The following is a 14,000-nucleotide window of genomic DNA, read 5'->3' as shown; positions in this document are numbered from 1 at the left end:
GAATGGACCAGGTCATTGGTTAAATGACGCCGCGTGCCTGCAACACGCTTTTCGCCAGGCTTCGGGTCGCCGCTAACACTGCCTCCACCTGTTGATCCATCTGCGCAGTGGAGGAAGCTACTTCTCCAAGCTCGACCACGCGCAACGGATGACCAAAGACGGACCCCAGCCACGTCATGCCGGAATCCGTGCCCATTTCGACATCCAGTAAAAAGCTGCCGTGGGAGACGCCGCGCAACAGTTGACTGGCATGGCACGCGTAGGCTCCGTCGGACGGCTCCGGGCTGGACCCGACCTGCAACCAGTCGAGCCTCAACGCCTCGGACTGTTTGATGGCTAGATAAGCCACCTGGTCCCACTCATCTATCGCCACATGCAGCTTGTCGATCATGTACGGGGGCAACGCGGCGCTGGTAACGATCACTACTCCGGCATCCGCCGAAGGCTCCTTGATCCAGACTGCAGATTGCGTTATCGCATGCATGGCGGTACTTCCGGCGGTTGGATAGGAGCAACGTGCTCCGGGTGGCGTTTCGACGATGGGGTCGTGACATTCAATATTGATGCCGACTCACCCATCGCTTCGTGAGCTCCCTGGTTTTTTGGCGTTAATCAGCCGTTGCGAAACAGGAAGCTGTAGGCATTCAGCGCAGGCGCCCCACCCAAGTGCGCATACAGCACTTTGGAGCCTTCGGGAAACTCACCACGGCGGACCATTTCAATCATCCCGTGCATGGATTTGCCTTCGTACACCGGATCGGTCAGCACACCTTCCAGGCTCCCGCACAAACGAATGGCTTCCAGCGTGCCTTCGTTGGGCAAACCGTATTCCGGGTAGGCAAAACGTGTATCGAGCACCACGTCGTCTTCGGTGATCTCACGGCCCAGTTCCACCAACTCTGCGGTGTGCCGGGCGATACGCAGGATCTGCGCCTTGGTTTGCTCCGGCTTGGCCGAGGCATCAATGCCGATAACGTTCTTCGAACGGCCGTCCGCGGCGAAACCGACGACCATGCCGGCCTGGGTACTGCCGGTCACAGAGCAGACCACGATGTAGTCGAACGTGAACCCCAGTTGTTTTTCCTGCTCTCGCACTTCCTCGGCAAAGCCGACGAACCCAAGGCCGCCGTAGGGGTGTTCGGAACAACCCGCCGGTATCGGGAACGGCTTGCCACCCCGCGCCACCACATCGTCCATGGCCTTCTCCCAACTGGGCCGAATGCCGATATCGAACCCGGCGGCGTCCAGTCGTACCTCGGCGCCCATGATGCGAGACATTTCGATATTGCCAACGCGGTCATATACCGCATCGGAGTAGTTCACCCAGTTTTCCTGCACCAGCACGCACTTCATGCCCAGGTGAGCGGCAACGGCGGCCACCTGGCGGGTCTGGTTCGACTGGATGCCGCCGATGGAAACCAAGGTATCGCAGCCTTGCTCGAGCGCTTCGGGAATCAAATATTCGAGCTTGCGCGTTTTGTTCCCGCCGAAGGCCAGGCCACTGTTGCAGTCTTCACGTTTGGCATACAACTCGACCTTGCCACCCAGGTGTTCACTGAGGCGCTTCAAGGGCGTGATGGGAGAAGGACCGAAGGTCAACGGATAACGTTTAAAACGATTCAGGTTCATGACGCTGCTCCTTGATTACTGGACATCAAAGCGCCAGACCGAAAGGCAAAGGTTGCCTTCCAGGTTCTTTCAGGCGGGCTTCGATGAGTTCAATATTAAGAAGATTTCCAAAAAGATGTGTTGCAAACTTCTACCACTTAAAGAACTATAATTTCTCGCTATAAATATCGAACATACTTTAATTGCGAATAAACAGTCATGAACGCAATAAACACTCGCAAGAAGCCAAGTGTATCGGCCCCGGTGCCGCAGCCGCTGGATCGAACCGACCGCGCCATTCTCAAGGCCCTGCAGCGAGATGCCTCCATCTCCAATGTGGCGCTGGCAGAGAAGGTGAAATTGAGTGCACCGGCGTGCCTCAGGCGCGTCGAGCGGCTCAAGCAAGTCGGCCTGATCAAAGGCATAGTCGCGCTGCTCGACAATGTCGCGCTGGATGCGGGGATGGTGGTGTTGATCGGCGTGGTGCTGGACCGCTCCACACCGGAATCCTTCGCCGCATTCGAGGCAGCCGCACAAAAAGTGTCCGGCTGCATGGAGTGCCATGTGGTGACGGGGGAATTCGACTACTTCATGTTGATACGAACCAAGGACAGCAACAGTTTCAACCGGCTCCACGCGGAACAGTTGCTTTACCTGCCTGGGGTTCGCCAGATTCGATCGTTCATGGGCTTGCGTCAGGTCTTGTCGACCACCCACATTCCCCTTTGAAGCGTCGCTAGTCGAGCAGTCCGCCCTGCTCCCGTACGTGCTTGATGTCTCTCGAGGGCGGGGCTCCGAAACGCCGGGCATATTCACGGCTGAATTGAGCGACACTTTCATAGCCGACGCGCAACGCGGCGGTGTTCACGTCAACACGATCGGTCAACATCAGGCTGCGTGCGGCTTGCAGCCGTAACGCCTTTTGATACTGAACAGGGCTGGTGCCTGTCAGCTTGCGAAAACTGTGATGCAGCGTAGAGCTGGCCATTCCTGATCGTTCGGCGAGATCGGCCACGTGCAGCGGTTTGTCGTAGTGATGTTTCAGCCATTCAATGGCTCTTACGATGCCCTTGTCTCGATAACCGTCGCGGGTGACGCTGCGCAGCCAGTGCCCTGCACTACTTAGCAATAGCCGAACGCATATTTCCCGCTTGATCAGATCCGACATCAAGCCTGCTTCAAGCGGCCGTTCGATCAGCGTAGCGAGTCGAGCGAATGCGTCGAGCATCTCACTCGACGCCGCACCGGATACGAAGCCTCGCGCTTCAGTAGCCATTTCCTGCGCAGGCGGTTCCAAGGTCTGGATCACCTCGTTGAGCATGGAAAGGTTGAGCTTCAACACGACGGATAAATAGGGGGTTTCCTCGCTGGCAGCGGTAACACGGGCCAGTGTGGGGATGTCGACCGACGTGACGAAGAACGCCCCCTGCCCGAACTCACAGGCCTCCTCACCGAACGTGATCTCCTTCGCGCCCTGCAGAATGATGGCCACGCAAGGCTCATAAATGCAGTAAGTGGGCGTACCCAGGTCAGCCATTCGATAAAAGGCCAGACCTGGAATCGATGTTTTGCAGACCTCGTTCAAACCAATCTGCCGGGTGACTTTTTCGATCAGCCGCCTGAGCGCCTGGAGACGCTCGTTGGGCTGTATGGGATCGCGCAACGCCAGAGAATGCAGATGGCCGGAACCGAACTGCGAGAAGGAACCGCTCGTCATTACATGCGCCCCTGTTTACGGAATGCTCGAGTCTGCTGAGAGTGCGTGACCAACACAAGCGCATCGGCAGGATTGTGCAAAAAATATGGCGTATTAGGGTCACCCGGCCAACCCTCGTTGTTCTAACTTCCAGTACGAATACCGGCTTCGATGATCCCGTGAAACCTCGGTCGCGAAAGGAACGTTGGATGGACAGACGAGATTTTCTTACTTACTCGGCAGTGGGTACTGTTGCAGCCGCTTTGCTGCCAGCCTCGAGTGTCGCCAGTTCGGCAGCCCCAGCGCCCTCTTTACTGACAGAGCGCGGGAGCGTGATGCGTACTGAAGGCCGGCCAGTGCGCACAGGCCTGCCCCTCAATTCACCCTCGCCTACCCTGCGATACATGACGCCTCAACGCTTTGGCATGGGCGGGACACAGATTGGCAATATCTTTGCGCCGCTCAGCGACGAGCAGGCGGGCCTGGTTCTACAGGCCGCCTGGGACGCGGGTGTAAGGCTTTACGACACGTCGCCGTTCTACGGGTTTGGTTTGAGTGAATATCGGGTAGGCCGCTTTCTGCACGGCAAACATCCGAACGACTATGTGGTCTCCACCAAGGTAGGACGCGTTTTGACTGCCGCGGGTGGCCCCCGCGCGGACCATGCCATCTGGAAGTCACCCGCGCCCTTCAACTACCGGTATGACTACACCGCGGCAGGCGCACGGCGTTCCGTGGAAGACAGCCTGCAGCGGCTGGGGCTGCCGCGTATCGATATCGTGTTTATCCATGACATCTCGCCCGATAACAGCGAACTGGAAGGCGGTTGGGAAGCGGCGTATCGCATTGCGCGCACAGGGGCGATGGTTGAGCTTGAAAAGATGCGTGATGAGGGGCTCATCAAGGCATGGGGCTTCGGCGTCAATACGCCGAATGCTGTGGTCCAGGCAATGGCCGGTGATGACCCGACTCCCGACATCGTGTTGCTTGCCTGCCAGTATTCGCTCCTTGAGCACAGCGATGCGTTACGCAACACCTTTCCGGCGTTGAGCAGGAAGGGCACCAGCGTTGTGGTTGGAACACCACTGAACGATGGATTCCTGGGAGGACGCAGCCGATACAACTTCAGTTTGGATCTGCCTGCCGGAGCGGTGGAAAAGCGCGCGCGAATCATGGCGGTTGCCAAACGACATGGCATCGACATTCATACTGCCGCCCTGCAGTTCGCGGCAGCACATCCGCAAGTGTCAGCGATCATTCCGGGTGCCCGCACGCCGGGGCAGATCGTTTCCAATGTGCAGGCGATGAAGGTCGGTATCCCGGCAGCCTTTTGGGAGGAGCTCAAGAGCCGGAACCTGATCGATGCCCAAGCACCGGTCCCTTCCTGAGCAGGGTCTACGCCCGTGCAACCTACTGATGTGACGCTAGCGTCGCTGGCCTCATTTAACCCGAAACGTATCTTCCTGGTTGCAGCAACGCTGCAGATAGCAGCCGCTTGATCCGCCTGTTCCAGTAAACAAACTGCGCACGCGTCCAACTAAAACACTCGTCCAAGGCCGTAATAAATGAAGATACGCACGTCTTTCATGATTTTAGGCGGCCTGCTTGCGCTGTCCGGCAGTGGCTACTTACTCGCCGACACACTCGCGCTGAGCGTTACATTGCCGGCTCCACTCCCACAGCTAAAGGTGCTGACACTCCTTATAGGTATACACCTGCTCGGCATGTGCTTCGGTCTCGGTGGGGCGACGATGCTGGACCTCTGGATCCTGCGTTGGATGCGCCGGGGCAGCCTCCCGGTTGAAATCGGACGCACCTTTCACTTCATCAGCGACGCGGTCAATATTGGACTCTGCCTCCTGTGGCTTTCAGGCCTTGGTTTCCTTGCCCTTTACGCGATGGAATCGCCGGAAAAGTTTGAAAACCCCAAACTCTGGGCGAAAGTCATTGTGGTGATCGTCCTGACCATCAACGGAATAATCATCCACGCGCTTGTGCTGCCAGAAGCCCTACGCGACCTGAGTCGCCCCCTGCTCTTTGGCGTATCCCGCAAAAGAGCGGCCTTGTTTCTCGCCTCCGGTGCAGTTTCGGGGGTGTCTTGGTACACGGCTTTTGCCTTCGGCATTTTTCGGGAGTTAAACAACAGTGTCACCTTCACCCTGCTGGTCATCATGTGGCTTACGCTGATAGTCGCCGCCTCTCTCGCCGCAATGCTGCTCTGGTTAAACTCTGCCGCGGGAACCAGAAAACCTCCGTCGCTCAGTCATCCGACATGAAGATAAAGACCCGCTTGGGCATTGCGCGTAACTGAGCGCTCGTCATGTGGGAGCTTGGGGGTCACTACCCGCCCGGCTCCAAAACTCTTCAGCAGATTGACTGAGGATTGCTTTCGGGCGGGTCAGATGAATTTCCAGAGGTATGTCCCAGCTTTCGTCGAGCGCTCTGACTAAGCGCCCATCAAGAACTTCCTGCTCGGTAAGGCTCTTGGGCAGCCACGCCACACCTTTGCTTTCCAGGGCCATGGACATGAGTACCGCTGCAAGGTGGCTGCTGAAAAGCGGCTTGAGGTGAAGGTAATCTTCCTTGCCACGCAACCTGTGGGCGACGATACGTCCCAGTCCAGACTCATGGGTGTATGCGAGGTATGGCAATGCCGCGGGTGAGGTGCCGAAGTGAGTGGAAGCACTCGCAAGCGGAACGAGGACGTCCTCCCCCACCTTCTTGCTGGTGAACTGATCAGGCGCCAGTAAAGGCGGAACGTCGGGATGGCGGTGGCAGAGCAGGAACTGAACCTGACCATGTATCAGCATCTGCTCACAGACGGCCATGCTGTCCGAGTGCAGTTTCACTGCCTCAATGGGGGCACCGTTTTCTGAGCTTCGAAGCCACTTGGGAAAAAACGTAAACGACAGCGAGTGAGTTGCCGCGAATTGCAACGACTTGGCGGCGATTCCTGCTACCTCTTGAGCCTCGTTGCGCATCCTGTACAAGTGTCGAGCCGCTTCCTGGGCACTGGGCAAAATTTGCCTTCCGGCCTCGGTAAGGGTTGCGCCTTGTGGTGTGCGCACAAACAACTCGACGCCCATCCAATTCTCCAGTGAGCGTACTCTTCGACTGAAGGCTGGCTGAGTAACATGGCGTGCCTCAGCGGCACGGACAAAGCTGCCGTACTCCGCAAGCGCTGAAAGATCTTCAAGCCAAACGAGTTCCAAGGGGCCATGCCTCCTGTGCATAGGGTCCGGCATTAATAGCATTGGGCGGGTGACATCGCAAAGCATAACGTGGGGCCACGAACAACAAGAGGAGCCCGTCATGCGTATCGTAGACATCCGTGAAAAAACAGTTTCCATTGCCTCCCCAATTGCCAATGCCTATATCGATTTTTCCAAGATGACCTGCTCGGTCGTCGCTGTCATCACCGATGTGATGCGCGATGGCAAACCCGTCATCGGCTACGGTTTCAACTCCAATGGCCGCTATGGCCAAGGCGCTCTGATGCGGGATCGTTTCCTGGCGCGTATCACGGAAGCTGATCCTGACACGCTCGTCGACCATGAAAACAACAACCTGGATCCGTTCGCCATCTGGAAAACCCTGATGACCAACGAAAAGCCAGGCGGCCACGGCGAGCGCTCGGTCGCGGTTGGCACCATCGACATGGCTGTATGGGATGCCGTCGCCAAGATTGAGGGCAAACCTCTGTATCGCCTGCTGGCTGACCGCTACCGTAACGGCGTGGCAGATGACAAGGTCTGGGTCTACGCAGCCGGTGGGTATTACTACCCAGGTAAAGACCAGACCAAGCTCAAAGCAGAAATGCAGAGCTATCTGGATCGTGGCTACGACGTCGTCAAAATGAAGATCGGGGCAGTACCGCTGGATGAGGATATTCGTCGCATCGAAGCGGTGCTTGAAGTGGTGGGTGACGGTCGTCGACTGGCGGTCGATGCCAACGGTCGTTTCGATCTACAGACCGGTATTGCTTACGCGGAAGCCATCAAGCAGTACAACCTCTTCTGGTACGAGGAGATCGGCGACCCGCTGGACTACGCACTTCAGGCTGAGCTCGCCAATCACTATGAGCTGCCCATGGCCACCGGGGAAAACCTGTTCTCCCACCAGGATGCCCGTAACCTTCTGCGTCACGGTGGAATGCGCCCTGATCGCGACTTCCTCCAGTTCGACTGCGCCCTGTCCTACGGGCTGGTGGAGTACATGCGCACCCTGAAAGTGATGGAAGACATGGGCTGGTCTTCCCGCCGCGTGGTTCCCCATGGTGGCCACCAGATGTCCCTGAACATCGCAGCCGGCCTGCACCTGGGCGGCAACGAATCCTACCCCGACGTGTTCCAGCCTTTCGGCGGCTTCGCCGACGGAATCAAGGTGGAAAATAGTTATGTCGGCCTGCCGGATATTCCAGGTGTTGGTTTCGAAGCCAAGTCCGCCTTGTACGCAGTCATGCGCGAGCTAGGCGAAGGCTGATCAACCTCGGTCTGCGGTTTCTTTTAAAGGGGCCGCAGACTCAGGCGTCATCCACTGACGCCAAACCACATGCCCATCACAAAAATAAAATGAGGTGCTTCCGTGGAAATGTCCAAGTCCCGCTGGTACAGCCAGCTGTATGTGCAGGTGCTGATCGGTATCGTCATCGGCGCTGCAATCGGTCACTTTGAACCGCAATTCGGAGCCAAGCTTCAACCTTTTGCGGATGGCTTTATCAAACTCATCAAAATGCTGTTGGCGCCGATTATTTTCGGTACTGTCGTGGTGGGTATCGCCAAGATGGGCAGCATCAAGGAGGTCGGGCGGATCGGCGTGAAGGCGCTGCTCTACTTTGAAATCCTTTCAACCATTGCGCTGGTCATCGGCCTTATTGTGGTCAATGTCGTAAAGCCAGGCGCCGGGATGAATATCAACGCTACCACGCTTGATGCCAGCGCTATCGCCAAGTACAGCCAAGCCGCCAGTGAGCAGGGCGGGACTATCGATTTCTTTCTCAACATCATCCCGAGCACCTTCATTGGCGCATTCTCGAATGGCGTCATGCTTCAGGTCATCTTGATTTCGGTATTGATGGGCATTGCCCTCGTTCAAATGGGTGACACCAGCAAACCGCTGATCAATACCATCGACTTGTTTCTGCAAGGGCTGTTCAAGATCGTAGCAATGGTTATGCGCCTGGCGCCGATTGGCGCCGGCGCCGGGATGGCGTTCACGATAGGCAAGTACGGAATTGGTACCTTGCTGTCACTCGGCCAGTTGCTGGTCGCGCTCTACATCACCACCTTGATTTTCATCGTGGTCGTACTGGGGACGGTTGCTAGATGGTCAGGCATGCCGCTTATGCAATTTCTGCGTTATTTCAAAGATGAAATTCTCATCACGCTTGGCACCTGCTCAACCGAGGCCGTGCTTCCGCGAATGATGGTGAAACTTGAAAAGCTGGGCTGCAAGAAGTCAGTGGTGGGCATGGTGCTACCCACTGGATATGCCTTCAATGCGGATGGCACCTGCATTTACCTCACCATGGCGGCGATTTTTATCGCACAGGCAACCAATACGCCCCTGACGTTTATGGATCAGATGATTCTGCTGGGTGTCTTCCTGCTGACCTCAAAAGGCTCCGCTGGCGTGGCGGGTGCCGGGTTCATAACCCTTGCGGCAACGCTCACGACCATCCACTCCATTCCGTTGGTAGGCCTTGTCCTGCTGTTGGGCATCGACCGCTTCCTCAACGAAGCGCGTGCCGTGACCAACCTGATCGGCAACGGTATCGGCACCATCGCCATTGCCAAATGGGACAACTCCTTTGACGTCGAAGCCTGCGAGCGTGAAATTGCCGCAATGAAACACCAAAAAGCAGTGCGCAAAGCACTGTTGCCGCAAAAGTAATCAGCACAGTTTACCGGTCATTTGCGCGTCAACCATGGCCATGACCGGTCGTGATTTCCAGGTCTCGTTCAACGCGGGACGATCCCAACGAAGACCGCGAATGAAGTGGATGGAGCCGAAAAAATGATCGAGCGATCTCATCATGAATTGCGCAAGACGTTTGGTGACTTACTTCACGGAACCGCCTGTAAACTTGCCGCGTCCGTATTCGATCCTATCTCGGTTCGCATGGCATCCGACCTTGGCTTTGAGGTTGCCATCCAAGGTGGTTCCGTCGCCTCGCTTCAAGTGCTCGGGGCACCTGACATTGCACTGCTCACGCTTGATGAGTACGTCGAACAGGTTTCTAGAGTCGGGCGGGCCAGTCAAATCCCAATCATCGGCGACGCTGATCATGGGTTCGGTAACGCACTTAATGTCATGCGAACAGTGACCGAACTTCAGAAAGCCGGGGTTGCCGCCCTGACGCTGGAAGACACCCACCTACCGGCCAAGTACGACGAGCAGTCGAACGTGCTTATCGAAAGGCAAGAAGCCGCAGCCAAGATCTACGCTGCACGATTTGCCCGTTCGGATGATGCGCTCAGCATCATTGCCAGAACGAATGTGGCCGCTACCACGTTGGAAGACTCCATCGCTCGCACTGCGGCCTATCAGAAGGCCGGAGCAGATGCGATTTGCCTGGTTGGCGTTAAGGATTTCCAGCACCTGGAAGCACTCACGGCACACCTCAGCGTGCCAATCATGCTGATCAACTACGGCAATCCGGCCCTGAGCGATGTCGAGAAACTGAGTGCCGCCAATGTGCGGGTCGTGGTCAATGGGCATGCCCCTTATTTGTCCGCAATCAAAGCGACCTACGAGGCGCTGCGCGAACAAAGCGGCACACACGCAAGCGAGCTTTCCCTTCCTGAGCTGCTTTCAAAATACACGCTCTCGGATAACTATCGTGAGTGGGCCAAGACCTACTTGAAGTCAGGGTACGATTCAAATTGCCCCTGAAACAGGCGGGCGGAGTGACCACCAGGTTGCTGGCAATAGGGCTGCCCTAAAGGCTACACGTTTTTCTTCAGGCTCTCGGGGCTGCCAGCGCACAGACCATCCATCACCAGGTTCATCAATCTGGCGAGACGCGAGCGCCATTCACTCTGGGCATCCATTTGCCATATGCCAGCAATGGCTAGAAAGAAATCGTCGTTGGTAATCCCGCTACGAATAGTTCCGGCCTTTTCATTCGCCCTCAAAAGCAACTCGGCGGCGGCCTGGACTGGAGCGTATCCCGATTTCCCTGGGAACTCGTAAACAGACGCAGCTTGTTGAATCGCTGCAGCGAGTCCTGCCTTTGTCATTGCGTATTCAGCGAGGCTGTCCATCCATTCCCGCAGGGCCTCCTTGGGCGGTTTTGCCGCGAGAAGCTGTTGCGCCAACGATGCCACCTGTTGCATCTCGAATTGATAGACCTCGAATACCAGTTTCTCTCGGGTGGCGAAGTGACGATAGAACGTGCCCTGCCCCACCCCGGCCTTCTTCGCGATCGTGCTCAACGCAACCGCAGGATCGCTGGTCAGCTCGAGCACAGCGACTTCCAGTATCCGTTCGCGGTTTTTCTTGGCGTCAGAACGCATCACCAATTCGTCAGTCATGGACAAAGTTTTCCTTCATTGCATTGCTAATCGGACAATTGTCCGGTAATTTTGATCAATCGGACACTTGTCCGTTTAAGCGTGGTTTCTGGAGTTTACTATGAACAGCACTGGCAACACGATTCTGGTTACTGGCGGCACCTCAGGCATCGGCCTCGGTCTGGCGCTCAGGCTTCACAAGGCGGGCAACACCGTCATCATTGCAGGACGTCGCAAGGCTCTGCTCGACAAGATCGTGTCGGAGCATCCGGGGATTGAATCCGTCGTGCTGGACGTCTGCGATCCACAATCCATCCAGCGCAGCTGCACAGCGCTTGCGACCAGCCATCCGAATCTGAACGTCCTTATAAACAACGCCGGGATCATGCACTGGGAGGATCTGACTGATCCGCAAAGCCTGAGCACGGCCGAAGATATCGTGACCACGAACTTACTTGGCACGATTCGTATGGTTTACGCGTTCACTCCCCAACTGATCAAGCAACCCAGTGCAACGATTGTGAATGTCAGTTCGGCGCTGGCATTCGTACCGCTGCCAGCCACACCGACCTACAGCGCAACCAAAGCTGCAGTTCACTCGTTCACTCAAAGTCTTCGAGTGCAGCTAGAGAGCTCGCCGGTTGAGGTTATAGAGCTTGCGCCGCCGGGGGTGCGTACCACTTTACTGGGGCAGGAAAACGACGAACACGCCATGCCCCTGGAGGCGTTTTTGGATGAAATCTTCGAACTGCTCGAGATCTCTCCGACCCCACGGGAACTTGTCGTCGAGCGCGCCAAGCCCTTACGGTTTGCTGAAGCAAGCGGATCACATGATGATGTGCTGAAAATGCTGGCGGGATACAAACCACCGGCAGAATGATGTCAACCGTGTGAGTAGCCTCTGCTGCCATCGCGGTCACCCGATGGCATCTCGCAGCGCCCAGGATTGATCGGCACGGCTTGATAGCTTGATTATTGTTCGTAGGTGAGGATCCAATTGAAATGAAAATCGGAATTATCGGCGCAGGCAACATTGGCGCAACGCTTGCCCGTAAGCTCGCGGCGTGCGGCCATGAAGTCAAACTGGCAAATTCAAAGAGCCCTCATACCCTTGAGAACCTTGCCAACAAAATCGGTGTACACGCGGTGACCAAAGAAGACGCGGTGTCCGACGTGGACGCCGTAATCCTCTCTATCCCCTTTGCAAAGTACCCGGATCTGCGGCAAACATTGAGCAATCTTCCCGAGAAGGTCGTCATCATCGACACCTCCAATTACTATCCAGGACGAGACGGAGCGATCAAAGAAGTGGACGACGGCAAGCCCGAAAGCGTTTGGGTAAGCGAGCAGATTGGCCGCCCGGTGGTTAAGGCATGGAATGCCGTCCTCGCAGCAACGCTTGCCGACCACGGCCAACCGGTCGGGTCTTCCTCACGCATAGCCTTACCTGTAGCTGGCGGTGACATCAATGCTGAAGCGATCGCGCAAGATCTTGTAGAGGACACCGGCTTCACCGCGCTTGCCGCGGGTAGCCTTGAAGACTCGTGGCGTCAGCAACCCGGTACACCTGCCTATTGCACCGAACTGAAGTTGCCAGCGCTGAAGGCAGCCTTGTGCGCGGCAGATAAGTTGAGGGCGCCTCAAAACCGGGATGCCCTGATGGCCACGTTCATGACGCCCGGTGGCCATTTCACACACGAGGACATTGTTGCCATGAATCGGGAACTGACCGCCTGACTATCGGATTGGAGGGACTCTTGCCTAAGGTCCCGCCTGAGTGATCAATCAGAGGTCGCAAGCCCGTTATGAAATCTGGCGAGAGCGTTGTTCCTCCAGAATCTTTGGCAGATTGCCTTCGATCCAGTCAACCAGGCCTTCGACATGGCGGGCTACTTCAGTTCCCATAGGGGTGAGGCTGTACTCAACGTGAGGTGGCACGACCGGATAGGATTTGCGCAGGACGAAACCATCGAGTTCCAAAAACTGGAGGGTCTGCGCAAGCATCTTTTCGCTGACGCCTCCAATCTTGCGACGCAGATCGCTGAAGCGATGCGTACCCGCGAGCAAGGCCACCAATACTAATACTCCCCAGCGGCTGCTGACGTGCTGGAGCACGACCCTCGAAGGACAATCCGGGTCGAATAATTCACCGCTGCGCAGTCGGTTGGCCACTGTTGCGGGACGGGTTGCTCCAGAGGGCTCGGAATCCGGCATGCTTACTTACCTTTAGGTACGTACTTACGAAAAGTTAGTTAAGGCCCTACTCTGCCTGTTCTATCACTTTTTGTAAAAGGAACCCCTCATGATCGCCGTCACCGGAGCCACCGGCCAACTTGGCCGCCTCGTTGTCCAGCAACTCAAGCAAAAAGTACCCGCGTCCAACCTGGTCGCGCTGGTGCGCAGCCCTGACAAGGCGAGTGATCTAGGCGTGGAGGCACGTGTTGCCGACTATGACAATCCGCAAACCCTGGTCGCGGCGCTCAGCGGAGTCGACACGCTTCTACTCATTTCCTCAAGCGAAATAGGTAAGCGACTCTCACAGCATCGAAATGTCATCAACGCAGCAAGGCAGGCCGGTGTAGGTCGCGTCGTTTATACCAGTGTACTGCACGCGGATACCTCTTCATTGAGCCTCGCCGAGGAGCATCGACAAACGGAAGCCGAGCTCACAGCATCGGGGTTGGCATTCACGATATTGCGTCATGGTTGGTATACCGAGAACTACACCGGCTTTATCGCTGGCGCGTTATCGGCCGGTGAATTTATCGGCAGTGCAGGTGATGGAAAGATTGCCGCGGCGACACGGGAAGATTTTGCCCAGGCCGCTGCCGTCGTGCTGACCCGCGACGATCAAGAGGGGAAGGTCTACGAGTTGGCGGGTGACAGCGCCTGGACGTTATCGGAACTCGCAGCCGAGGTTTCTCGGCAAACGGGTAGGAACATTCCCTACAAGAACTTGCCTGAAACTGACTACGCCTCTGCGTTAATCAATTTCGGCCTCCCGGAGCCACTCGCACAGGCCCTGGCTGGCTACGATGTCAACGCATCCCAAGGCGCACTTTTCGATGATAGCCATCAGCTTTCGACGCTGATCGGCAGGGCCACGACTTCACTTTCAGCAGCAGTGGCAATCGCGCTCAAAGGGCAATGATCGCAGGACACCGTGACGCCGCCGAGCAGCC

The 14,000-nt window shown here is 56.6% G+C and carries 15 protein-coding genes; 9 read left to right on the top strand and 6 right to left on the bottom strand.

The genetic code is table 11. From position 1 onward, the window contains the following. Positions 1–19: 19 nt before the first annotated feature. Positions 20–484 carry a transketolase gene (locus tag V3W40_RS14880; protein WP_330215232.1) on the bottom strand — a complete coding sequence of 155 codons (465 nt, stop codon included), beginning with the start codon at positions 482–484 and terminating at the stop codon, positions 20–22. 128 nt (positions 485–612) lie between these two features. After that, positions 613–1,629: a 1-aminocyclopropane-1-carboxylate deaminase gene (locus tag V3W40_RS14875; protein ID WP_065926117.1), complete on the bottom strand. Its 1,017-nt coding sequence runs from the start codon at positions 1,627–1,629 to the stop codon at positions 613–615. Between the two features lie 198 nt (positions 1,630–1,827). Between V3W40_RS14875 and V3W40_RS14870 the strand changes: the two genes are divergently transcribed. Further along, positions 1,828–2,337: an Lrp/AsnC family transcriptional regulator gene (locus V3W40_RS14870; protein WP_065926116.1), complete on the top strand. Its 510-nt coding sequence runs from the start codon at positions 1,828–1,830 to the stop codon at positions 2,335–2,337. Positions 2,338–2,344: 7 nt separating this feature from the next. On the opposite strand, the gene V3W40_RS14865 is transcribed toward V3W40_RS14870, so the two are convergent. Then, positions 2,345–3,325 carry an AraC family transcriptional regulator gene (locus tag V3W40_RS14865; RefSeq protein WP_315871843.1) on the bottom strand — a complete coding sequence of 327 codons (981 nt, stop codon included), beginning with the start codon at positions 3,323–3,325 and terminating at the stop codon, positions 2,345–2,347. A 188-nt stretch (positions 3,326–3,513) separates the two neighbouring features. Here V3W40_RS14865 and V3W40_RS14860 point away from each other — a divergent pair, with 188 nt between their 5' ends. After that, entirely contained in the window at positions 3,514–4,692 is a 1,179-nt protein-coding gene (locus tag V3W40_RS14860; RefSeq protein WP_065926114.1) for an aldo/keto reductase, read from the top strand. Positions 4,693–4,869: 177 nt separating this feature from the next. Further along, positions 4,870–5,580, top strand: a complete 711-nt coding sequence (locus tag V3W40_RS14855; protein WP_330215231.1) for a hypothetical protein — start codon at positions 4,870–4,872, stop codon at positions 5,578–5,580. 42 nt (positions 5,581–5,622) lie between these two features. Here V3W40_RS14855 and V3W40_RS14850 read toward each other — a convergent pair whose 3' ends face one another. Then, a complete protein-coding gene (locus V3W40_RS14850) occupies positions 5,623–6,516 on the bottom strand; it encodes a LysR family transcriptional regulator (protein ID WP_065947789.1) in 894 nt (297 codons plus the stop codon). A gap of 100 nt (positions 6,517–6,616) precedes the next feature. On the opposite strand from V3W40_RS14850, the gene V3W40_RS14845 reads away from it, so the two are divergent. From V3W40_RS14845 to V3W40_RS14835, 3 genes are all read left to right on the top strand, one after another. Continuing rightward, on the top strand, positions 6,617–7,786 hold the full coding sequence (locus V3W40_RS14845; RefSeq protein ID WP_330215230.1) for a mandelate racemase/muconate lactonizing enzyme family protein: 1,170 nt from the start codon (positions 6,617–6,619) through the stop codon (positions 7,784–7,786). A 102-nt stretch (positions 7,787–7,888) separates the two neighbouring features. Then, positions 7,889–9,196, top strand: coding sequence for a C4-dicarboxylate transporter DctA (gene dctA, locus V3W40_RS14840; protein WP_330215229.1), 1,308 nt, complete (start codon positions 7,889–7,891; stop codon positions 9,194–9,196). A 123-nt stretch (positions 9,197–9,319) separates the two neighbouring features. After that, entirely contained in the window at positions 9,320–10,198 is an 879-nt protein-coding gene (locus V3W40_RS14835) for an isocitrate lyase/PEP mutase family protein (protein WP_330215228.1), read from the top strand. Positions 10,199–10,251: 53 nt separating this feature from the next. On the opposite strand, the gene V3W40_RS14830 is transcribed toward V3W40_RS14835, so the two are convergent. Continuing rightward, complete coding sequence (locus V3W40_RS14830; RefSeq protein ID WP_330215227.1) at positions 10,252–10,839, bottom strand: TetR/AcrR family transcriptional regulator; 588 nt, start codon at positions 10,837–10,839, stop codon at positions 10,252–10,254. A 100-nt stretch (positions 10,840–10,939) separates the two neighbouring features. Between V3W40_RS14830 and V3W40_RS14825 the strand changes: the two genes are divergently transcribed. Next, positions 10,940–11,698: an SDR family oxidoreductase gene (locus V3W40_RS14825; RefSeq protein ID WP_065926109.1), complete on the top strand. Its 759-nt coding sequence runs from the start codon at positions 10,940–10,942 to the stop codon at positions 11,696–11,698. A gap of 122 nt (positions 11,699–11,820) precedes the next feature. Beyond that, the gene (locus V3W40_RS14820; protein ID WP_065926108.1) at positions 11,821–12,555 is read left to right on the top strand and encodes an NADPH-dependent F420 reductase; all 735 of its coding nucleotides are present in this window, start codon (positions 11,821–11,823) and stop codon (positions 12,553–12,555) included. A 66-nt stretch (positions 12,556–12,621) separates the two neighbouring features. Here the strand turns inward: V3W40_RS14820 and V3W40_RS14815 are convergent, their stop codons facing one another. Further along, positions 12,622–13,032 carry a winged helix-turn-helix transcriptional regulator gene (locus V3W40_RS14815; protein ID WP_074845758.1) on the bottom strand — a complete coding sequence of 137 codons (411 nt, stop codon included), beginning with the start codon at positions 13,030–13,032 and terminating at the stop codon, positions 12,622–12,624. An 88-nt stretch (positions 13,033–13,120) separates the two neighbouring features. On the opposite strand from V3W40_RS14815, the gene V3W40_RS14810 reads away from it, so the two are divergent. Continuing rightward, positions 13,121–13,969 carry an SDR family oxidoreductase gene (locus V3W40_RS14810; RefSeq protein ID WP_065926106.1) on the top strand — a complete coding sequence of 283 codons (849 nt, stop codon included), beginning with the start codon at positions 13,121–13,123 and terminating at the stop codon, positions 13,967–13,969. The last annotated feature ends 31 nt before the right edge of the window (positions 13,970–14,000 follow it).

The organism is Pseudomonas sp. AM8 (genome assembly GCF_036346475.1).
Taxonomy (GTDB): Bacteria; Pseudomonadota; Gammaproteobacteria; order Pseudomonadales; family Pseudomonadaceae; genus Aquipseudomonas; species Aquipseudomonas marginalis.
Note: the sequence above shows the minus strand (reverse complement) of the source record. Positions and strands in the feature narration are given on the sequence as shown.